Here is a 20,913-nt window from a genome sequence, read left to right as displayed (position 1 = left end):
GCCGCGCTTCGCGCATTGATGTTTCGCGGCGACGCATGTCTCGATTCCGAGCTAAATCATGCCCGCCTGACAAGCAGATCAACCCGCCGCCGTCACATCTTAGTCAGCCGCACATCCTATAATCGGCAAGCAACATCGCTTCTTTCGGCGGAAGAAATATCCGCCCGACGCAAATTCATGGTTTACACCAGCGCTTTCCTTGTCGTATTCTTTCGCGCATGAACCGCATCCAGTCCGAACTTCGACGTCGCCGCTCGCCGCTTCCCTAGGGACGCCGCTGGCTTCGTCACGGATTCGCGCCACACAAAGGCGCAAGCTGTTCGAATCATGAAAGCCACGGCATGCCGTGGCTTTTCTGTTTTTCCGGCTCTTATTTCGTAGTTGGCCAACTTCATCCACCCTTCACCCCCGCTGTCTGGAGCCTGCCGTCATGAATTTCAATGAGTATCCGATCGAGTCGCTGATGTACATCACGAACCGGCCCGAAATCGTTTTCACGCACGGCAAAGGCTCGTGGCTCTACGACAACAACGGCAAGCGATATCTGGACTTCATCCAGGGCTGGGCGGTGAACAGTCTCGGTCACTGCAACGACGGCATGATCGAAGCGCTGAACAAACAGGCGCAATTGCTCATCAACCCGTCGCCGGCCTTCTACAACGAGCCGATGGCAAAACTTGCCGGCCTGCTCACCCAGCACAGCTGCTTCGACAAGGTGTTCTTCGCGAACAGCGGCGCCGAAGCCAACGAAGGCGCAATCAAGCTCGCGCGCAAGTGGGGCAAGAAGTTCAAGGACGGCGCGTTCGAGATCATCACGTTCGACCACAGCTTCCACGGCCGCACGCTCGCCACCATGTCGGCCAGCGGCAAGCCGGGCTGGGACACGATCTACGCACCGCAAGTGCCGGGCTTTCCGAAGGCGGACCTGAACGACATCGCGTCGGTCGAGAAGCTCATCAACGCGAAAACCGTTGCCGTCATGCTCGAACCGATCCAGGGCGAAGGCGGCGTGATTCCCGCGACGCGCGAGTTCATGCAGCAACTGCGCGAGCTGACGAAAAAGCACAACCTGCTGCTGATCGTCGACGAAGTGCAAAGCGGCTGCGGCCGCGCGGGCACGCTGTTCGCGTACGAGTTGTCGGGCATCGAGCCGGACATCATGACGCTCGGCAAGGGCATCGGCGGCGGCGTGCCGCTCGCGGCGCTGCTCTCGAAGGCGGAGGTCGCCATTTTCGAAGCGGGCGACCAGGGCGGCACCTACAACGGCAATCCGTTGATGACGGCAGTCGGCTACTCGGTGATCTCGCAGCTCACCGCGCCGGGCTTCCTCGAAGGCGTGCGGGCGCGCGGCGAGTATCTGCGTTCGAAACTGCTGGAGTTGTCGGAAGAACGCGGCTTCAAGGGCGAACGTGGTGAAGGCCTGCTGCGCGCGCTGCTGCTCGGCAAGGATATCGGCAACCAGATCGTCGAAAAGGCGCGCGACATGCAGCCTGACGGCCTGCTGCTGAACGCGGCGCGTCCGAACCTGCTGCGCTTCATGCCGGCGCTGAATGTGACCACCGAAGAAATCGACCAGATGATGGCGATGCTGCGTTCGATTCTCGACACGCTGTAATCGACCAGGACAGCGTATATGACGTCGAGCGCAACATTATCGATCCGGTGCTTCGACGCGAGCGACACTGATGCCGTGGTCACGCTGTGGCAACAAGCCTTCCCTGAGTATCGGGACGCCACGAAGCCGCAGCGCAATCCGCATCTGTCGATCGCCAACAAGCTGGCGACGCAGCCGGAGCTGTTCTTTGTCGCGGCGCTCGGCGAACGCATCGTCGGCACGGTGATGGGCGGCTACGACGGCCATCGCGGCTGGCTGTATTCGCTCGCGGTGGATGAGTCGCTGCGCCGTCATGGAATCGGCACGCGTCTCGTCGCGCATGTCGAAAACGCGCTCACGCAGCGTGGCTGTCCGAAGCTGAATCTGCAGGTTCTATCCGCGAAGGCCGACGTGCGCGCGTTTTACGAGGCGCTCGGTTATCGCGCCGACGCGGTGATCAGTCTCGGCAAACGCCTGGGTGAATTGGCGGATCCCGTTGCCGCCAGCGCCTAGATTAGCGTTACGCCCAATGAAAAAGGTCGCATGCGAAAACGCATGCGACCTTTTTTCATATGCACAGCAAACTAACCGGGCTTATTCACCCAGATAAGCCGCCCGCACCTTCGGATCATCCAGCATCTGCTTCGCGTCACCCGACATCGTGACCAGACCCGAGTCCATCACGTAGCCGCGATTCGCCGCCTGCAACGCCAGACGCGCGTTCTGCTCGACCAGCAGCACGGTCATGCCTTCAGCCGAAATCGCCCGCACCACTTCGAAGATCTTCTCGACCATGATCGGCGACAGTCCCATCGACGGTTCGTCCAGCAGCAACAGCTTGGGACGCGAGATGATCGCGCGCGCCATGGCCAGCATCTGCTGTTCGCCGCCCGACAGCGTGCCCGCGTATTGCGTCGCGCGTTCTTTCAGACGCGGGAAGAAGCCGAACATGCGATCCACGTCTGCCTTGATGCCCTCCGTGTCGGTACGCAGATAAGCGCCCATCTGCATGTTCTCGACGATCGACATGCGCGCGAAGATGCCGCGCCCTTCCGGCACCATCGCGAGACCGCGCTTGAGCAACAGGTGCGGCGGAATGCCCTTGATCGACTCGCCCATGTACTCGATGTCGCCGATCGTGTACGGCTTCAGCCCCGTGATCGCCTTCATCGTCGTGGTCTTGCCCGCGCCGTTCGCGCCGATCAGCGTGACCAGTTCGCCCTGCGCGACTTCGAGATCGATACCCTTGACTGCCTGAATGCCGCCGTAATTGACCTGCAGGCCCTTGATTTTCAACATTGCCGTTGCCATTAGTGGACCCCCGCACCCAGATAAGCTTCGATCACCTTCGGATCCTTCTGCACGTCCTGCGGCAGACCCTGAGCAATCACCTTGCCGTAGTCGAGCACCGTCATCTGGTTGCACAGACCCATCACGAGTTTCACGTCGTGTTCGATCAGCAGGATCGTCTTGCCGTCGGCGCGGATCTTGTCGAGCAGCTTGGTCAGCTCGACCTTTTCCGTCGCGTTCATGCCGGCAGCCGGTTCGTCCAGCGCGAGCAGCTTCGGATCCGTTGCCAATGCGCGGGCGATTTCCAGACGGCGCTGGTGACCGTACGACAGATTGCGCGACGTGTAGTCCGCGTACTGCGCAATGCCGACGTACTCCAGCAGTTCGATCGCGCGTTCCTTGATTTCACGCTCTTCCTTGCGCTCCGCGGGCGTCTGGAACACCGCGCCCAGCAGACCGTGCTTCGTGCGCACGTGGCGCCCGACCATCACGTTTTCCAGCGCGGTCATGCCGCCAAAGAGACGGATGTTCTGGAACGTACGCGCAATGCCCGCCTTCGCCACCTGATACACAGCGGTCGGCGTGTACGGCGTGCCGTCGAGCTTGAACTCGCCCGAATCCGGCGTGTACAGGCCCGTGATCACGTTGAAGAAGGTGGTCTTGCCGGCGCCGTTCGGGCCGATCAGACCGTAAATCTGGCCCGACTTGATCTCGAGACCGACATCGGACAGCGCCTGCAAACCGCCGAAGCGTTTGTTCACGCCTTTGACGGACAGTCGAATGTTATCGCTCATATTTATTCTCCCAGTCCGTTAGGCCCGCACCGGCTTCTTGCCGTTACGCTTCGACAGTTTCGCGATCTTGTCTTCATGCTTGGGCGACGGCCACAAGCCTTCGGAGCGGTACAGCATGATCAGCACCATGGCGAGTGCGTAGACCAGCTGACGGATCACTTCCGTATCGACGATTTCGTGGCCGAAGATCATGTTCTGCAGCGGACCCATCGTCGAGCGCAGGAATTCCGGCAGCACCGCGAGCAGCACCGCGCCGAGAATCACGCCCGGAATGTGGCCCATACCGCCCAGCACCACGCACGCCAGCACCACGATCGATTCCGGCAGCGTGAACGATTCCGGCGACACGAAGCCCTGGAACGAACCGAACATCGCGCCCGACAGGCCGCCGAACGACGCGCCCATCGCGAAAGCCAGCAGCTTCACGTTACGGGTGTTGATGCCCATTGCCTTGGCGGCGATTTCGTCTTCGCGGATCGCGGCCCATGCACGGCCGATACGCGAGTGCTGCAAACGCGTACACACCCAGATCACCAGCAGCGCGGCGAGCACGAACAGGTAGTAGTACGAGTAGACCGACGGGAACTGGAAGCCGAACAGCGAGTGCGTCTGCGCGAGGCTGAAGTCGCCCACGTGCACCGGGTCGATCGCCGTGATCCCCTTCGGACCGTTGGTGATGTTCACCGGACGGTCGAGGTTGTTCAGGAAGATCCGCACGATTTCCCCGAAGCCCAACGTCACGATGGCGAGGTAGTCGCCCCGCAGACGCAGCGTCGGTGCGCCGAGAATCACGCCGAAGAACGCGGCAACCGCCATCGCACAAGGCACGATGATGAGGAACGGCACATGCAGGCCATTCGGCGCGAGATGCGCGATCCACTCGAACTGCGACGCCAGGTGCGGTGAGCTCAGCAACGCGGACGTATAGGCGCCGACCGCGTAGAACGCGATGTAGCCCAGGTCAAGCAGGCCGGCGAAGCCGACCACCACATTGAGGCCGAGCGCGAGCATCACGTACAGCATCGCGAAGTCGAGCACGCGGACCCAGTAGTTGCCGCCTGCCGTGCCGATGATCATCGGCGCCGCGATCACGAAGATCGCGGTGATGATGCCCACCGTCAGCGTCTTGGTGAGGTTCTTCTCAGGGATGAGCGTCGTGGACGGCTCGATCGGTTGAATTGAGGTCATGTTTGCTTTCTCCCAGGATCAGGCGCGATCCGCAACGCGTTCGCCGAGCAGGCCCGACGGACGGAACACCAGCACGATGATCAGCACGATAAAGGCGAACACGTCCTGATAGTTACTACCGAACACACCGCCGGTGAGGTTGCCGATATAGCCGGCGCCAAGCTGTTCGATCAGGCCCAGAATCACGCCGCCGACCATCGCGCCGCCGAGATTGCCGATACCGCCGAGCACCGCCGCGGTAAAGGCCTTCAGGCCGGGGATGAAGCCCATATAGAAGTGTGCGTTGCCGTATTCCGACGCGATCATCACGCCGGCCAGAGCGGCAAGCGCCGAGCCGATCATGAAGGTGGCCGAGATCACGAAGTTCGGGTTCACGCCCATCAGCGACGCGTTACCCGGGTTCTCGGCGATCGCCCGCATCGCACGGCCGAGCTTGGTCTTGTGAACCAGCAGCAGCAGGCCGCCCATCACGAGGAACGCCACCACGATGATCACGATTTCGGTCATCGAGATCACGGCGCCAGGCGTCGTGTCCGTGGCCTTGATCACGTTCAGCGGGTCGGTGGGCAACAGCTGCGGGAACGGCAGCGGATTGCGCGACCAGATCATCATGGCCAGCGTCTGCAGCAGGATCGACACGCCGATCGCCGTGATCAGCGGGGCGAGACGCGGTGCTTTACGCAACGGCCGGTAGGCCACGCGCTCGATCGTGTAACCGACCGCCGCGCACACAATGGCCGCGATGATCAGTGCGATGACGAGCGTCGGCACATTGCCGAGGCCGGGGAAGTGGTTCTGCAGCACGCCTATGGCTGAGAGCGCAACCATCGCGCCCACCATCAACACATCGCCGTGAGCGAAGTTGATGATGCCCAGAATGCCGTAAACCATCGTATAGCCCAGTGCGATGATGGCGTAAACGCTGCCAAGCACCAGCCCGTTGAGAACCTGCTGGATGAAGATATCCATTTAATGCTCCTTAGCCCGTGCGACTGGATTCGCGTTCTTCATCAGCCGGTGGGCGGTGATGCGGTACGCCAATCTCAACGGCACTGCGGGTACTGATGTAAAAGACCGGTAAGGGTTATCCGCTGCCGGTTCGCCTTGGCGACTGGATGACAGTCGCGGGCTCGCCTTGGGCGGATGCAAAAACGGCACCGTTGGGTGGTTTCGGTGCCGTCAGGCTGAACGTCCCGTCATCACATCTTCACGACGTCGAGGACCGTTTTTTTACCGTCCTTGAAGTCGTAAAGCGTAATGGCGCCCTCTTTCAAATCACCCTTGTCGTCGAACGCGATGTGACCGATTAACCCGTTGTAATCAGTCGACGGCATCGCAGCCAGCACCTTGGGCGCCTCGATCGAATTAGCGCGCTTCATTGCATCGACAATCACGTACACAGCGTCATACGTGAACGGTGCGTAAATCTGCACCGGTGTGTGGAAGCGGTCCTCGTACTTCTTTTCGAAGTCCGCTCCCTTGTCCATCTTCGAAAGCGCGAGGCCCGCTTCCGAACAGACCAGGTTTTGCACGGCGGTTCCCGCCAGCTCACCCACCTTGTCGGTACACACACCGTCGCCGCCAAGGATTTTTGCCCTGATACCGAGCGCTGCCGCCTGCTTCGTGAACGGCCCGCCCGTCGCGTCCATGCCGCCGAACATGATCACGTCCGGCTGAACACTCTTGATCTTTGTGAGGATGGCCCGGAAATCCGTGGCCCGGTCGTTCGTCGCTTCCCGCGCGACGATCTTCGCTCCGCTCGCCTGTACGGTCTTCGCGAATTCGTCCGCGAGCCCCTTACCGTAGGCGGTTGCATCGTCCACTACCGCGATGCGTTTGGCGCCCAACGCCTTCGTGGCGTAATCGGCGAGCGCCGGACCTTGCTGCGCGTCGGTGGCGACGACCCGGTAGGTCGTCTTGAAACCCTGCTGCGTGTACGCCGGATTCGTCGACGACGGCGAGATCTGCACGATGCTGGCATCGCTATAGATCTTCGAAGCCGGAATCGACACGCCCGAATTCAGGTGACCGACCACCGCCACCACATGATCGTCGACCAGCTTTTGCGCGACCGCCGTGCCCGTTTTAGGGTCCGCGGCGTCGTCTTGCGCATCCAGCACCAACTGGATCTTGTGGCCGTCAATGGTCAAACCCTGCGTATTGATTTCCTCGACCGCCAGACGCGCGCCGTTTTCGTTGTCCTTACCGAGATGCGCAATCCCGCCCGTCAAAGGGGCCGCATGACCGATCTTCACGATAGTCGCTTCAATAGCGGGTGCCGATACCGCCTTCGCCGCCGATGCACCCGCTCCCGCCTCGCCATCCTGTTTCTTGCCGCACGCAGTCAACAACACGACCGCGGCCGCGATGGACACGGCGTAAGCAAACTTGACTCGCATTAAGTAGGTCTCCTGCGCCTTGCAAAATCTATTGTTCGGGGACCCTAAGGCCTTGAGAACGCGCGCATTGTAACTCCAATTTTGCGACGGGCAATATTGTTGAACCGGTGGGGTTTTCCTGCATTGCAACCTTATTTTGAGAACGAAACCCACCAAAAGGCGCAACCCGGTTGCGACTGTTTTTCGTGCATCAGTTGCACCATCGTCGCACCCAATGGCATCAAGTGTTGCGGCGAATTTCCTGCACGCCCGATTTCACCGAGCCTCGCGTTAGGTATTACGTTTCTACCGATATCGAGATACACGCACTATCTTAGTGCGTCAAAAAAACATGTAGTCCGTTTGGCCCCTATAAAACGGGGCCGCATCACAGTTAAAGGTATAAAAATTCGGATCACATTTCAAAGAAATTTGTGTGAGAGGACACCAAAACAGGCTGAAACCGATGATCTGACACCTTTATTCTTACATGCTGCCTGAGGTTCGGACATAAAAAAAGCGCGCCCTTGGGCGCGCTTTTCTTTCAGCAGTCAGCGGATTGTCAGGCTGGCAGACCCAAACCACGCGGCAGCGGAAATGCGATGTTCTCCTCGATGCCTTCCAGCGCGCGCACGTTGCGCACGCCGAGCTCACGCAGACGGGCGATCACCGCCTGCGCCAGCACCTCCGGCGCCGAGGCGCCAGCCGTGACACCAATGCGGCGCTTGCCTTCGACCCACACCGGATCGATCTGATCTGGCGAGTCCACCATATAAGCAGGCACACCGAGCTTTTCGGCCAACTCGCGCAGCCGGTTGGAATTCGAGCTATTCGGGCTGCCCACCACGATCACGACGTCGCACTGCGGCGCCATGAACTTCACCGCATCCTGGCGGTTTTGCGTGGCGTAGCAGATATCCTGCTTTTTCGGTTCGCGGATGGACGGGTATTTGGCCTTCAAGGCGTTGATGATCTGCGCGGCGTCGTCAACCGACAGGGTGGTTTGCGTAACGAAGGCGATCCGCTCGGGATCGGCCAACTGCAACGCCTGCACGTCTTCGATGTCTTCCACCAGATGCATGCCCTCGCCCGCCTGGCCCATCGTGCCTTCCACTTCAGGATGACCCTTGTGGCCGATCATGACGATGTCGAAACCGTCCTGGCGCATCTTCGCGACTTCGATATGCACCTTGGTCACGAGCGGACACGTAGCGTCGTACACACGCAGCCCGCGAGTCTCGGCCTCGGAACGCACAGCCTTCGACACGCCATGCGCGCTGAAAATGACCGTATTGCCGGCCGGCACCTCTTCCAGCCGCTCAATGAAGATCGCACCCTTCTTGCGCAGATCCTCGACTACATAGGCGTTATGGACGATTTCATGACGCACGTAGATCGGCGAGCCATGCAGCTTGATAGCCCGCTCGACGATCTCGATCGCCCGGTCGACGCCGGCGCAGAACCCGCGCGGCTGCGCCAGCAGGATCTCGGTTTCAGCAAGAGTCGTGTCCGTGATGCTCATGTTTACAGAATCCCGATGATTTTCACTTCGAACGCCAGCGTCTGGCCGGCAAGCGGGTGGTTGAAATCGAACAGGGCCGACGTTTCGCCGACTTCTTTCAGGACGCCCGCGTAACGACCGCCACCCGGCGCGTTGAATTCGACCAGATCACCCGGCGAAAAATCCTCGCCGATCATGCTGTTTTCTCGCAGCGTGGCGAGCGAAACGCGCTGGATCAATTCCGGATTGCGGGGACCGAACGCCTGGTCCGGCGCTAGCTGAAAGGTCGAATGGTGGCCCACCTTCAAACCCAGCAGAATATCTTCCAGCGGCGGCGCCAGCTGGCCGGCGCCGAGCAGCAGCGTGGCCGGCTTGTCGCTGAAGGTACTGATGACTTCGGCGCCATCGGCAAGGGAAAGCCGGTAGTGAAGCGTCACGTGTGAACCGGGTTTCACTTCGGAAATGTCGATGATGCTCATGCAATGCTCGCTCAGTCGAAGCGCGCTGCACGCGTGCGCCGCTGGCGCAGTCGACGCGTGTGGCAAACCGTCGGGGTGCCTTGCGCAAAGCGCCTATTGTAAGCCACATAGCGGGCGGCGGCTTGCGCGCGTCGCGCGCATTGCCGCGCGGCCGCAGCGCAGGGCCATGCCCCAAACCCCAAGCGGAGGACACTATATATATGGCAGATCACGCCACCCTGATTGACGATGCACCCGTTGTCACGACCGCACACAACCCCGAACTGCCCGACCCGGAGGCTTGCGGCGCGCCTGCGGCGAGGCCGCTAGTGCGAGGTAAATGGCTTAAAAACGACATGCCGCGCGAGCGGCTGATCGAACAGGGGCCCGGCGTGCTGTCGGATACCGAGATGATCGTGCTGATACTGGGCTCGGGACTGCCGGGCCACGACGTTTTCAATGTCGCGCGTGCGTTGCTGAACCGCTTCGGCTCGCTGCGCGCGATGCTCGATGCGACCTACACGGACTTCGACGGCCTGCGCGGCATTGGCCCGGCGAAAAAAGCACAGCTGCTCGCCATCATGGAAATGGCGCGACGCTCGCTAGTCGGTAAAATGCGCACGCGCTCGCTGATGAATTCGCCCGAAGCCGTGGAAAGCTACCTGCGCCTGCTGATCGGTGGCCGTGCGCAGGAGGTTTTCGTGTCGCTTTTTCTCGACGCCCGGCATCGGCTGATTCGCTGCGAAGAAAGCGCCCAGGGCACGCTCACGCGCATGGCGGTGTATCCGCGAGAAATCGTGAGGCGCGCACTGTGCCTGAATGCGGCCAGCCTGATCGTCGCGCATAATCACCCCTCTGGCGCCGTCCAGCCAAGCGCAAGCGACTGCCGGTTGACGCACACACTGCGCGACGCCCTCACGCTGATCGATGTGCAACTGGTCGATCATCTGGTGATCGGCGCCGACAGCGTCTACTCCTTCGCCCGTGCTGGCTGGCCGTGACACGGCACGAACCGGGTCGCGCAGAGGTCGCGCCATATGCGGCATCGCAAATAAGGTTTGATTTTGCGGCTTTTTTTCTGCTAGAATTCCGGTTTGCCTATTTCCAACCCCCTGTTCCGAAGCCACCAAGGCGTTCCGGAAAGGAAACGTGTCTAAAGTTGTATCAACAACTCGGCGCGGCTCTTTTCGGGAAACTTTCACGGCGTTCGAACTCAGAATTAGCGTATTAGGAGTGCTCTCATGGCACGCGTATGCCAAGTAACTGGGAAAGCGCCGATGAGCGGCAACAACGTTTCCCACGCGAACAACAAAACCAAGCGCCGGTTCCTGCCGAACCTGCAAAACCGCCGTATTTGGGTGGAAAGCGAAAACCGTTGGGTGCGTCTGCGCGTTTCGAACGCCGGCCTGCGCCTGATCGACAAGAACGGTATCGACGCTGTGCTCGCAGATCTGCGCGCACGCGGTGAAGCCTAAGGAGTAAATCATGGCGAAAGGCGCACGCGACAAGATCAAGTTGGAATCGACCGCAGGCACGGGTCACTTCTACACGACGACGAAGAACAAACGCAACATGCCGGAAAAGATGCTGATCAAGAAGTTTGATCCGGTCGTCCGTAAGCACGTTGAGTACAAGGAAACCAAGATCAAGTAAGTCTTGGCTCCTGCCTGACGAAGGCAAAAGACATGCAGAAAAGCCTCGCACTCGTGCGAGGCTTTTTTGTTTTTGGCTGCCGTCTTTGTTCTGGTCTTTGCGTTGCCGCATCTCCATTTGCGTCGCCGTCTCTCCATATTCTCCCACGCGAACAGTCTTATGCCGTTCGGCCAGCTTTCCCTCGTCCGTCGCGGCGCGTATCCTTTCTCGTTTTAGCGGCGAGCGAATCGCACGCCGTCAACGCAAAACGAAAGACGGAGATGTAGGCAATGGAATTCGATGTGGCGATTGTCGGTAGCGGTCTGGCGGGGTTGAGCGTGGCGCTCAATCTTGCGCAGAACCGGCGCGTTGCAGTGGTCGCCAAGCGATCGATGACCGAAGGCGCGAGCGACTGGGCGCAGGGCGGCATCGCGGCGGTTCTGGACTCGGCGGACAGCATTGAGAATCACGTCAGCGATACGCTGATCGCCGGTGGCGGCCTGTGCGACGAGGCGGCAACGCGCTTTATCGTCGAACATGGGCGTGCCGCGATCGAATGGCTGATCGCGCAAGGCGTGCCGTTCACCAAAGACGACGCCGCCGAGCTCGGCTTCCACCTCACGCGCGAAGGCGGCCATAGCCATCGCCGGATCATTCATGCAGCAGACGCCACGGGCCATGCGGTAGTGGCCACGCTCAGCGAGCGGGTGCGCCGTCATCCGAACATCACACTTCTCGAAGATCACTACGCAATCGACCTCATCACGTCCGACCGCCTCGGTTTGCCAGGACGGCGCTGTCACGGCCTTTACGCGCTCGATCTGCAAAGCGGCCGCACCGTCACGATCGAGGCGCCGCATACCGTGCTCGCCACTGGCGGCGCCGGCAAGGTGTATCTCTACACCACGAATCCCGACACCGCGACCGGCGACGGCATTGCGATGGCGTGGCGGGCCGGTTGCCGCGTGTCGAATATGGAGTTCATCCAGTTCCATCCGACCTGCCTGTTTCATCCATATGCGAAGTCGTTTCTGATTTCGGAAGCAGTACGCGGCGAAGGCGGCATTCTCAAACTGCCGGACGGCACGCGCTTCATGCCGAACCACGACGAACGCGCCGAACTCGCGCCGCGCGATATCGTCGCGCGGGCGATCGACTTCGAAATCAAGAAGCGTGGCATTGATTGCGTGTATCTGGACATCAGCCATCAACCGCCGGAATTCCTGCGTGAACACTTCCCGACAATTCTGGCGCGCTGCCTGGAATTCGGCATCGACATCACCAAGGAAGCGATTCCGGTCGTGCCGGCCGCGCACTACACGTGCGGCGGCGTCGTAACCGATCTGGCAGGACGCACTGACCTGGCCGGGCTCTATGCCGTCGGCGAAACGTCGTGCACGGGCCTGCATGGCGCGAACCGGCTTGCCAGTAATTCGCTGCTGGAGTGCCTCGTGACCGGACGCTCCGCAGCACAGGCTATCGAAGAAGAAGGTTTTAGCGCCGCCGTCCATGCGCCGCTGCCGGATTGGGACGAGAGCCGCGTGTCCGATCCGGACGAAGAAGTCGTGGTTGCGCACAACTGGGACGAACTGCGCCGGCTGATGTGGAATTACGTCGGCATCGTACGGACCGACAAGCGCCTCGCACGAGCCAAGCACCGGCTCGCCCTGCTGCGTGACGAGATCCACGAGTATTACGCGAACTTCAAGGTGAGCCGCGACCTGCTCGAATTGCGCAATCTGGTCGATGTAGCGTCGTTGATCGTCGAGGGCGCGCGTTCGCGGCGTGAGAGCCGCGGCTTGCACTTCAGCCGTGACTGGCCGGCGACATTGCCCAAAGCGCTGCCGACGGTGCTCTCGCCGGAGCATGTCCGCAACCGCAACGTGTGACTGGGGTGAGCTGAAACGAAAAGGCCATCGCCGGGGTGATGCGGCGATGGCCTTTTTGCGATTCTCTACAACCGGCTGCGTTCGAACGTCAGACGATCCGCATCGAGTAATCCGTTGCGCGCACGTCTTTGGTCAGCGCGCCGATCGACACACGATCAACACCGGTTTCCGCAATCGTGCGCACCGTATCGAAGTTCACACCGCCCGACACCTCCAGCACCGCTCGCCCTGCCGTAATGCGCACTGCTTCGCGCATCGCATCGAACGAAAAATTGTCCAGCAGAATGGATTGCGCGAGATGCGACAGCGCAGTTTCCAGTTGCGCGAGCGTCTCGACTTCGATCTGGATCGACACACCGGCATTCAGAGCCAGCGCCGCGTCCATGGCCGCGCCCACGCCGCCAGCCGCGGCAATGTGGTTTTCCTTGATGAGAATGCCGTCGTACAGCGCGAGACGTTGATTCGCCCCGCCGCCCACGCGAACCGCGTATTTCTGCGCGAGCCGCAAGCCCGGCAACGTCTTGCGCGTATCGAGTACGCGCGTTCGCGTGTGAGCGATGGCGTCGACATAACGGCGTGTCGCGCTTGCCACGCCCGAGAGCAATTGCAGGAAGTTCAGCGCGTTGCGTTCCGCCGTCAACAATGCGCGCACGGGTCCGCGCATTTCACAGACCGTTGTATCGGCCTTCATGGCGTCGCCTTCACGATAGCGCCACTGGACTTCGATACGCGGATCGACCTGGCGCATCACCGCGTTGAACCACGGCACGCCGCATAGCACCGCATCCTCACGCACGATGATGCGCGCGTCGCGCACTTCTTCCGCGGGAACGAGCCGGCCCGTCTGGTCGCCCGCGCCGACGTCTTCGGCCAGTGCATCGGCGACGTTGCGCGCCAATGCGGCGTCGAATGCCGCACCATACTGCGCCTGAATTTCAGCGAACAGCGGCGACACCGCGTCGACTTGATTGCGCTCAACCGCCCCCATTACGCTGCTCCCACATTCGAATACAGTTGGGTGTCGCGTGCAAGATCGCCGCTCGCCTGCACGCGCTTCTTGTGACGCGCCGCGAAGTCCAGCATCCGGTCGATCGGCAAACGCGCCCGCTCGCCGATCGCACGATCGACGAAAATCTCGTTGTGCCCGCGCTCGAGCACGTCGGCCAGATTCGCGAGGCCATTCATTGCCATCCACGGGCAGTGCGCGCAACTCTTGCAGGTCGCGCTATTGCCGGCGGTCGGCGCGGCAATCAAGGTCTTGCCGGGCGCGGCGAGCTGCATTTTGTGCAAGATGCCGAGATCGGTCGCCACGATGAAATGCGTCGCGTCGAGCTTCTGCGCGGCGTCGATCAACTGCGTGGTCGAGCCGACCACATCCGCCTGCGCAACAACATTGGCTGGCGACTCCGGGTGGACCAACACTTTCGCGCCCGGATATTCGGCGCGCAGCAAATCGAGTTCGATGCCCTTGAATTCGTCGTGCACCAGACACGAACCTTGCCACAGCAGCATGTCCGCGCCAGTCTTGTTCTGGATATAACTGCCCAGGTGGCGGTCCGGCGCCCAGATAATCTTTTCGCCACGCGCGTGCAGATCGGCAACGATCTCCAGCCCAATCGACGACGTCACCATCCAGTCGGCGCGCGCCTTCACAGCAGCGCTCGTGTTCGCATAGACGACCACGGTGCGATCCGGGTGCGCGTCGCAAAAAGCCGAGAATTCATCGACCGGGCAGCCCAGATCGAGCGAGCAGGTCGCATCCAGGTCCGGCATCAGAATGCGCTTGTCCGGACTCAGAATTTTCGCCGTCTCGCCCATGAATCGCACACCCGCGACGACGAGCGTTTGCGCCTCATGATCACGCCCGAAGCGCGCCATCTCCAGCGAATCGGCCACGCAGCCGCCGGTCTCGTCGGCAAGCTCCTGTAATTCCGCGTCGACATAATAGTGCGCGACAAGCACCGCTTTCTCGCGCTCGAGCAATGCGCGGATGCGTGCCTTCAGCGCCACCTTCTGTTCCGCCGACGGCATGTCGGGCACCTTCGCCCACGCCTGCCCGATTCCGCAGGTTGTGCCCTGCGCCTGCGGCCGGTCGTATTCGACGGTCCTGATCGCCTGCTGATCCATGATCTCCTCTGCCTTCGCTCTGCCGCCGCGGACTATCAATCGCGTGTCGTCGCAGTTTCCGCGGCCCAAAAAGCAAAACCCCGCCAACGCGGGGTTTTGTGACGTACTGAGATTTTAATGGATTTCGCTATCAGGCATAACGGCGCAATCTCATCGCGAACTCTTGCAGCGCTTTAATGCCGCTTTGCTCAGCGCGATGACACCAGTCCTGCAACTGGATCAGCAACTGATCGCGCGATGCATTGGAGCGTTCCCACATGGCGGCCAACTCATTGCGCATGTCGATATACGTCTTGAGTTTCTGGCTGCTCGCGAAAATTTGCGGCAGTTGGCGCTTCTGCGGTTCGTCGAGACCGGCTTCTTCCTTGTGGAACCAGCTACGCGCACCGCGCATGAGCTGATATTTTTCGCGCGCACCGACTTCCTTCAAATGCGCCAACTCCTGACGATAGGCGCGCTTGAGCGCCTTGCCGTAACGCGCCATGACTTCGTAGCGGTTGGCCAGCACGGCTTGCAGCGTGTCCTGATCGAGCACCAGCTTACCCGTGGTCAGGCGCGGCGTAGGCGCAACCTTCTTCACCTTGGCCAGACGGAAAGCCGACAGGATACGGATGTACATCCAGCCGATATCGAACTCATACCATTTGTTCGACAGCTTGGCCGACGTCGCATACGTGTGATGATTGTTATGCAACTCTTCACCGCCAATGATGATGCCCCACGGGAAAATGTTGGTGCTGGCATCCGACGAATTGAAGTTGCGGTAACCCCAGAAGTGCGCCAGGCCATTGACCACGCCGGCAGCCCAGAACGGGATCCACACCATTTGCACGGCCCAGATCGTCAGACCGACGACGCCGAACAGCGCGACGTTCAGCACCATCATCAGGCTTACGCCGAGGATCGGGTACTTGGTGTAGACGTTACGCTCCATCCAGTCGTTCGGCGTGCCGTGACTGAACTTGCGCATCGTTTCTTCGTTTTTCGCTTCGGTGCGATACAGTTCCGCGCCTTCGAGCAGCACCTTCCAGATGCCGCGCGTTTGCGGGCTGTGCGGATCTTCTTCCGTCTCGCATTTGGCGTGATGCTTACGGTGAATCGCAGCCCATTGGCCGGTCAACATGCCCGTGGTCATCCACAGCCAGAAACGGAAAAAATGACTGACGACCGGATGCAGCTCCAGCGCTCGGTGCGCCTGGCAGCGATGCAGATAGACCGTCACGCCGATGATCGTGATGTGCGTCGCGATCGCCGTGTACAGCACGAGTTGCCACCACGAGAAGTGCAACAGACCGTGGGCAAGAAAATCGAGCAAAGAATTCAACAAGGCAATTTACCTGTGGAACGAGAGGTACGAGATACACGCAAATTGCGCGTGTCAAGAAAGTGAAAGCATACAGCGGGATTGGACGTTATTCTACTGGAACCGTTCCAAGTGTTTGTAACAAATAGGGATTTTTTGTGCAGCGTCAACAGAAGCCGCGCCCCCAAGGTCTCTCCGGGACCCGGCGGCGCGCTCGAAGTGCCCGTCAGTAGGTGCTGCCCGCCTGATCGACCGATGGGGCGGTCATTGTTACCGGATGCGGCATGCCGTCGCGCACGTTGCCGACGATTCGCACTTCGCGCTGAGCGAACGGAATCGAGATGTCGTGCTCGGAGAACAGACGCCAGATATTGCGATTGATGGCCGAGCGCACGCCCGAGGTCCCGGTGGCAGCGTCCTCGATCCAGAAACCCAGTTCGAGGTTGATGCCGTCCGCGCCGAAACTCGCCAGATACGGGGTCGGCGCCGGCTCCTGCAGCACCCGCGGCACGTCGGCGGCGGCCTGCGCGAGCAGCGCCATCGCCTGCTCGACATTGCACGTGTACGCGACCTGCACGGCCACCTTCGCGTAGCCGCGCGTCAGATATGACGACTGGTTCTGCACCACGTCGGTAATCAGTTTCTCGTTCGGGATCAAGGTTTCGATGCCGTCGAGCCCACGCACCACGGTGTAGCGTGTGCGGATCTGCGTGACCATGCCCTGCAGGCCGCTCACGTTGATCGTGTCGCCAATGCGCAGGGACCGGTCGATCAGGATGATGAATCCCGACACGTAGTTGCTGGCGATCTTCTGCAGACCGAAGCCCAGCCCAACACCCAGCGCGCCGCCGAACACGCCCAGCACGGTAATATCGATGCCGACCAGCGACAGACTGATCAGCACAGCCGCCAGCACGAACGCCGCCCGGCCCACCCGCGCCACCACCACTTTCAGATTGGCGTCGAGCGTTTTCGAGCGCATCAGGCGGTCTTCGAACGCGGATCCGAGCCACATCGCCACGATCATCGTCACGCATACCCACAGCAGGCCCGTGATGAGCGAGAGCAGCGTCATGTGCGCGTTGGCGACGCGGAACTGAACGCTCCCCATCCACGCGATCACGTCGTCCTGAATGCCCATGACCGTGAGCACCATGCCGACCCACACGATCAGCGAGACGATCTTCTCGACGAGGAAGAGCCAAGGGTGAGTCTCGCCGTCATGGCTGAAAACCCGCCGCGCGAAGAAAAACACAATGTAAATCAAGCCGATGCCGAACAGCGGCACCAGGGCCAGATCGAGCAGCGCAGTGTGCATGAACTGCCCGGTGATCGAGCGCGCGAGCCAGACGAGGCTCGCGCCAATCAACGGAAAAAAGGCGCGGTTCAGGCTTTCCGCGCCGAAGCGCAAGGTCTGGTAACGCGTCTGGCGACGCAGATCCAGCGCGCGGCGTAGCAGGCGGGCGAGCAGCCACGCGATTGCCAGCGTCCCGAGCAGGACGCCGACTTGCCACAGCATGACCGGCTGACCGAAGTCGCGCGCGAGGTCGCTGAACATATGAGGAAAAAGACGGTTTTGCATGATGTCGCTGAACTCGCCGACGCCCTGCCGGGTTCAGGAAACGAACCCGCGAGCGCCGGCAAAAGCCTCTTGCTTAGCTCTGGCGTTCCAGCACGGCGGCGAAGAAACCGTCCGTTGCGTGGCGGTGCGGCCACATGGAAAGGTAATCGCCCATTTCCAGATCGATGCGCTGCTCGGCCAGCACGTCGCGCGCGGGCACCAGAGCGAAATCCGGATGATCGGCGAGGAACTGCTGCACCACCGCTTCGTTTTCGGCTTCCAGAATCGAGCAGGTCGCGTAGACCAGGCGGCCGCCCTTCTTCACCAGCCGGGCGGCGCTCGCCAGGATCGACGCCTGCTTCGGCGCCAGCTCGGCCACCGATTCCGGCGACTGGCGCCACTTCAGGTCGGGGTTGCGGCGCAGCGTGCCGAGGCCGCTGCACGGCGCGTCGACCAGCACGCGGTCGATCTTGCCCGCAAGACGCTTGATCTTGGCGTCGTGTTCACTGTCGATCAGCACGGGGTTCACATTCGACAAGCCGCTGCGCGCGAGGCGCGGCTTGAGCTTGGCGAGACGCCGCTCGGAAATATCGAACGCATAGAGCCGCCCGGTGGAGCGCATCGCCGCGCCCAGCGCGAGCGTCTTGCCGCCCGCGCCCGCGCAGAAGTCGACGATCATCTCGCCGCGTTTGGGCGCGACCAGCGAGCACAGCAGCTGGCTGCCTTCGTCCTGCACTTCGACCCAGCCATGCTGGAACGCGTCGAGCTTGGTGAGCGGCGGCTTGCCGACCACGCGCACGCCGAATGGTGCGAACGGCGTCGGGCCGGCCTCGATGCCCGCCTTCGACAGCGCGTTGAGCACGTCGTCGCGGCTCGCCTTGATCGGGTTCGAGCGCAAATCCAGCGGCGCCGGATAGTTCAGCGCCGCGGCCAGTTGCGCCAGCTCATCGGGTTCGAAACGCTTGCTGAGCGCCTGATAGATCCAGTCGGGCAGATTCAGGCGAATCCGCAGCGGCAGGCTTTCAGGGTCGATCTTCGCGACGTGTTCGAGCCATTTCGACTCGGACTCCGACACGAAAGGCTTGAGCGCCGTGCGCCCCGCCGTCTGCATCAGGCCGAGCAAAGCCATGCGGCGCGCCGGGCTGCCGGCGCCGCTCTCCGCCAGATGGGCGAATTCCATCCGGCGGCGCAGCACCGCGAAAACCGCCTCGGCGATCACGCCGCGTTCGCCGTGCCCGAGCTTCGGGTGAGCGCGGAAGAAGCGGCTCGTGGTGGCGTCGGCCGGGCCGGTGAATTTCAGGACTTCAGCCAACAAAGTCTCAGTTTGTCCAATCAGAAAACCATGCAATCTCATGCGCCCTCTCCGGCGGTGTGACCGGCAAAGAGCCATTGCGGCTCCGGCGGCGTAAGCGTGACACGCAGGCCGTTCAGAGCAAGGCGCCCTTCGACGAACCAGCGCACCGCGCGTGGATAAATGATGTGTTCGGTTGCCAGCACGCGCTCGGCGAGCGTGGCGGGCGTGTCGCCGGTTTCGACGGGAACCGCCGACTGCACGACGATCGGCCCGTGATCCAGTTGCGACGTGACAAAATGCACGGACGCGCCGTGCAGCCGCACGCCCGCGTCGAGCGCCTGCTGATGGGTTTTCAGACCCGGAAAGCTCGGCAGCAGCGACGGATGCACATTCAGCATGCGCCCGGCGTAGCGGTCGACGAAACCGGCTGTCAGCACGCGCATGAAACCGGCGAGCACCACCAGATCGGGCGCGAAGCTGTCGATTTGCTGGGCCAGCTCGGCGTCGAAGCTGTCGCGATCGGGAAACTGGCGGTGGTCGACCACCGCCGTGGCAATGCCGTGCGACGCCGCGAACGCAAGGCCCGCGGCATCAGGACGGTTGGCAATCACGGCGGCGACTTGTGCGGGCCAAGCCTCGTCCGAGCAGGCTCGAACGATGGCTTCCATGTTGCTTCCCCGTCCGGAAATCAGGATGACGAGTTTTTTCATCCGCGGATTTTATCATTCGGGGACACCGAAACCGTGACGCGCCGCCGTCCACTGCGCTGAACGTTTATAATCGTTTGTTTTGCGGCACCCCGGCCGCGTCACCTCAAACCCGCTATCGTGAGAGTCTTCCGCGGTCTTCCCAATGCTGAAAGCCGTGCGCCCTGCGCACTGACCATCGGCAACTTCGACGGTGTCCACCGCGGCCATCAGGCTTTGCTCGCCCATGTGCGGGCGGCTGCCGATGCGCGCGGCCTGCCCGTCTGCGTGATGACCTTCGAACCGCACCCGCGCGAATTCTTCAACCCGGCGGGCGCGCCGCCGCGTATCGCCATGCTGCGCGACAAGCTCGAGGCACTGCGCACCAACGGCGTCGACCGGGTGGTGGTCGAGCACTTCAATCACACGTTCGCGAGCCAGTCGCCGGACGCGTTCGTCGAGCGGATCATCGTCAACGGGCTGCATGCGCGCTGGGTGATGATCGGCGACGACTTCCGCTACGGCGCAAAACGCGCTGGCGACTTCGCATCGCTCAAGGCCGCGGGGCAGCAACACGGTTTTGAAGTCGAACAGATGGCCACGGTGGCCGATCCGTCGGGCGCGCGCATTTCCAGCTCGGGCGTACGCGCGTCGCTGGTGGCGGGCGACCTCGACTCGGCGCGCGCCGCGCTGGGCCGTGACTATGTGATCAGCGGCCACGTCGTGCACGGCATGAAGCTCGGCCGCGATCTCGGCTTCCCCACGCTGAACCTGGCGATCGCCCACAAGCGCCCGGCGCTCATGGGCATTTTCGTGGTGCGCGTGCATGGCGTGGCGGACGAACCGCTGCCGGGCGTCGCGAGTCTCGGCCTGCGTCCCACGGTCGACGATTCCGGCCGCGTGCTGCTCGAAGTCCATCTGCTCGACTGGCATGGCGACGCTTATGGCAAACTCGTGCGCGTCGAATTTCTGAAGAAGCTGCGCGACGAGGAAAAGTACGTCGACCTCGAAACGCTGACCGCTGCCATCAAGCGCGACGTCGTCAACGCCCGCGCGTGGTTCGCGGCCGTCGGCGCGGGCACGCCGGGCAGCCGTTCTACCGGCTTCGCCACCTCGGCCACTGACCGAATTAGATAGCCGCCGCGGTACCCGCGGGCGCACCGAGTGCCCAGGGTACCCTCGCCGCGCGCATCGAAGGGCGTCCGTGAATCACGCGAC

The 20,913-nt window shown here is 61.7% G+C and carries 20 protein-coding genes; 7 read left to right on the top strand and 13 right to left on the bottom strand.

Annotated elements, in window-relative coordinates:
* Nucleotides 1–430 precede the first annotated feature (430 nt).
* Together BLW71_RS20455 and BLW71_RS20450 are read left to right on the top strand one after the other, a co-directional pair.
* Nucleotides 431–1,615: an acetylornithine transaminase gene (locus BLW71_RS20455; RefSeq protein ID WP_091799738.1), complete on the top strand. Its 1,185-nt coding sequence runs from the start codon at nt 431–433 to the stop codon at nt 1,613–1,615.
* A gap of 18 nt (nt 1,616–1,633) precedes the next feature.
* Complete coding sequence (locus tag BLW71_RS20450) at nt 1,634–2,107, top strand: GNAT family acetyltransferase (protein WP_091799735.1); 474 nt, start codon at nt 1,634–1,636, stop codon at nt 2,105–2,107.
* Between the two features lie 81 nt (nt 2,108–2,188).
* On the opposite strand, the gene BLW71_RS20445 is transcribed toward BLW71_RS20450, so the two are convergent.
* The 7 genes from BLW71_RS20445 to BLW71_RS20415 all read right to left on the bottom strand — a co-directional run bounded on the left by BLW71_RS20445 (nt 2,189) and on the right by BLW71_RS20415 (nt 9,224).
* Nucleotides 2,189–2,905 (bottom strand): ABC transporter ATP-binding protein, encoded by a 717-nt coding sequence (locus BLW71_RS20445; protein ID WP_091799731.1) that lies wholly within the window; start codon nt 2,903–2,905, stop codon nt 2,189–2,191.
* Nucleotides 2,905–3,678 (bottom strand): ABC transporter ATP-binding protein, encoded by a 774-nt coding sequence (locus tag BLW71_RS20440; RefSeq protein WP_091799729.1) that lies wholly within the window; start codon nt 3,676–3,678, stop codon nt 2,905–2,907. The genes BLW71_RS20445 and BLW71_RS20440 overlap by 1 nt, the downstream gene beginning before the upstream one ends.
* 18 nt (nt 3,679–3,696) lie before the next feature.
* Entirely contained in the window at nt 3,697–4,866 is a 1,170-nt protein-coding gene (locus BLW71_RS20435) for a branched-chain amino acid ABC transporter permease (RefSeq protein WP_091799727.1), read from the bottom strand.
* A gap of 18 nt (nt 4,867–4,884) precedes the next feature.
* Nucleotides 4,885–5,835: a branched-chain amino acid ABC transporter permease gene (locus BLW71_RS20430; RefSeq protein ID WP_091799725.1), complete on the bottom strand. Its 951-nt coding sequence runs from the start codon at nt 5,833–5,835 to the stop codon at nt 4,885–4,887.
* A 230-nt stretch (nt 5,836–6,065) separates the two neighbouring features.
* Entirely contained in the window at nt 6,066–7,265 is a 1,200-nt protein-coding gene (locus BLW71_RS20425) for a branched-chain amino acid ABC transporter substrate-binding protein (RefSeq protein ID WP_091799723.1), read from the bottom strand.
* A 541-nt stretch (nt 7,266–7,806) separates the two neighbouring features.
* Nucleotides 7,807–8,766: a 4-hydroxy-3-methylbut-2-enyl diphosphate reductase gene (ispH, locus tag BLW71_RS20420; protein ID WP_091799721.1), complete on the bottom strand. Its 960-nt coding sequence runs from the start codon at nt 8,764–8,766 to the stop codon at nt 7,807–7,809.
* Between the two features lie 2 nt (nt 8,767–8,768).
* Complete coding sequence (locus tag BLW71_RS20415; protein ID WP_091799719.1) at nt 8,769–9,224, bottom strand: FKBP-type peptidyl-prolyl cis-trans isomerase; 456 nt, start codon at nt 9,222–9,224, stop codon at nt 8,769–8,771.
* Between the two features lie 200 nt (nt 9,225–9,424).
* Here BLW71_RS20415 and radC point away from each other — a divergent pair, with 200 nt between their 5' ends.
* From radC to nadB, 4 genes are all read left to right on the top strand, one after another.
* The gene (radC, locus tag BLW71_RS20410; protein ID WP_091799717.1) at nt 9,425–10,204 is read left to right on the top strand and encodes a RadC family protein; all 780 of its coding nucleotides are present in this window, start codon (nt 9,425–9,427) and stop codon (nt 10,202–10,204) included.
* Nucleotides 10,205–10,444: 240 nt separating this feature from the next.
* Nucleotides 10,445–10,678 (top strand): 50S ribosomal protein L28, encoded by a 234-nt coding sequence (gene rpmB, locus BLW71_RS20405; RefSeq protein ID WP_007180631.1) that lies wholly within the window; start codon nt 10,445–10,447, stop codon nt 10,676–10,678.
* Between the two features lie 10 nt (nt 10,679–10,688).
* Nucleotides 10,689–10,856, top strand: coding sequence for a 50S ribosomal protein L33 (gene rpmG, locus BLW71_RS20400; RefSeq protein ID WP_007180630.1), 168 nt, complete (start codon nt 10,689–10,691; stop codon nt 10,854–10,856).
* Between the two features lie 269 nt (nt 10,857–11,125).
* Nucleotides 11,126–12,724, top strand: coding sequence for an L-aspartate oxidase (gene nadB, locus BLW71_RS20395; RefSeq protein ID WP_091799715.1), 1,599 nt, complete (start codon nt 11,126–11,128; stop codon nt 12,722–12,724).
* Nucleotides 12,725–12,812: 88 nt separating this feature from the next.
* Here nadB and nadC read toward each other — a convergent pair whose 3' ends face one another.
* The 6 genes from nadC to purN all read right to left on the bottom strand — a co-directional run bounded on the left by nadC (nt 12,813) and on the right by purN (nt 19,719).
* Nucleotides 12,813–13,712 carry a carboxylating nicotinate-nucleotide diphosphorylase gene (gene nadC / locus BLW71_RS20390; protein ID WP_091799711.1) on the bottom strand — a complete coding sequence of 300 codons (900 nt, stop codon included), beginning with the start codon at nt 13,710–13,712 and terminating at the stop codon, nt 12,813–12,815.
* A complete protein-coding gene (gene nadA / locus BLW71_RS20385; RefSeq protein WP_091799708.1) occupies nt 13,712–14,851 on the bottom strand; it encodes a quinolinate synthase NadA in 1,140 nt (379 codons plus the stop codon). Before nadA ends, nadC begins: the two co-directional genes overlap by 1 nt.
* A gap of 130 nt (nt 14,852–14,981) precedes the next feature.
* Nucleotides 14,982–16,178: a DesA family fatty acid desaturase gene (locus BLW71_RS20380; RefSeq protein ID WP_091799705.1), complete on the bottom strand. Its 1,197-nt coding sequence runs from the start codon at nt 16,176–16,178 to the stop codon at nt 14,982–14,984.
* 202 nt (nt 16,179–16,380) lie between these two features.
* Nucleotides 16,381–17,736, bottom strand: a complete 1,356-nt coding sequence (locus tag BLW71_RS20375; protein WP_091799702.1) for a mechanosensitive ion channel family protein — start codon at nt 17,734–17,736, stop codon at nt 16,381–16,383.
* 73 nt (nt 17,737–17,809) lie between these two features.
* The gene (locus tag BLW71_RS20370; RefSeq protein WP_091799699.1) at nt 17,810–19,069 is read right to left on the bottom strand and encodes an RsmB/NOP family class I SAM-dependent RNA methyltransferase; all 1,260 of its coding nucleotides are present in this window, start codon (nt 19,067–19,069) and stop codon (nt 17,810–17,812) included.
* Nucleotides 19,066–19,719, bottom strand: a complete 654-nt coding sequence (gene purN, locus BLW71_RS20365; protein ID WP_091799696.1) for a phosphoribosylglycinamide formyltransferase — start codon at nt 19,717–19,719, stop codon at nt 19,066–19,068. Before purN ends, BLW71_RS20370 begins: the two co-directional genes overlap by 4 nt.
* A gap of 117 nt (nt 19,720–19,836) precedes the next feature.
* On the opposite strand from purN, the gene BLW71_RS20360 reads away from it, so the two are divergent.
* A complete protein-coding gene (locus tag BLW71_RS20360; protein WP_091799693.1) occupies nt 19,837–20,832 on the top strand; it encodes a bifunctional riboflavin kinase/FAD synthetase in 996 nt (331 codons plus the stop codon).
* Nucleotides 20,833–20,913 lie beyond the last annotated feature (81 nt).

It is taken from the genome of Burkholderia sp. WP9, assembly GCF_900104795.1.
GTDB lineage: Bacteria > Pseudomonadota > Gammaproteobacteria > Burkholderiales > Burkholderiaceae > Paraburkholderia.
This window is presented reverse-complemented; position numbering and strand designations above follow the sequence as displayed.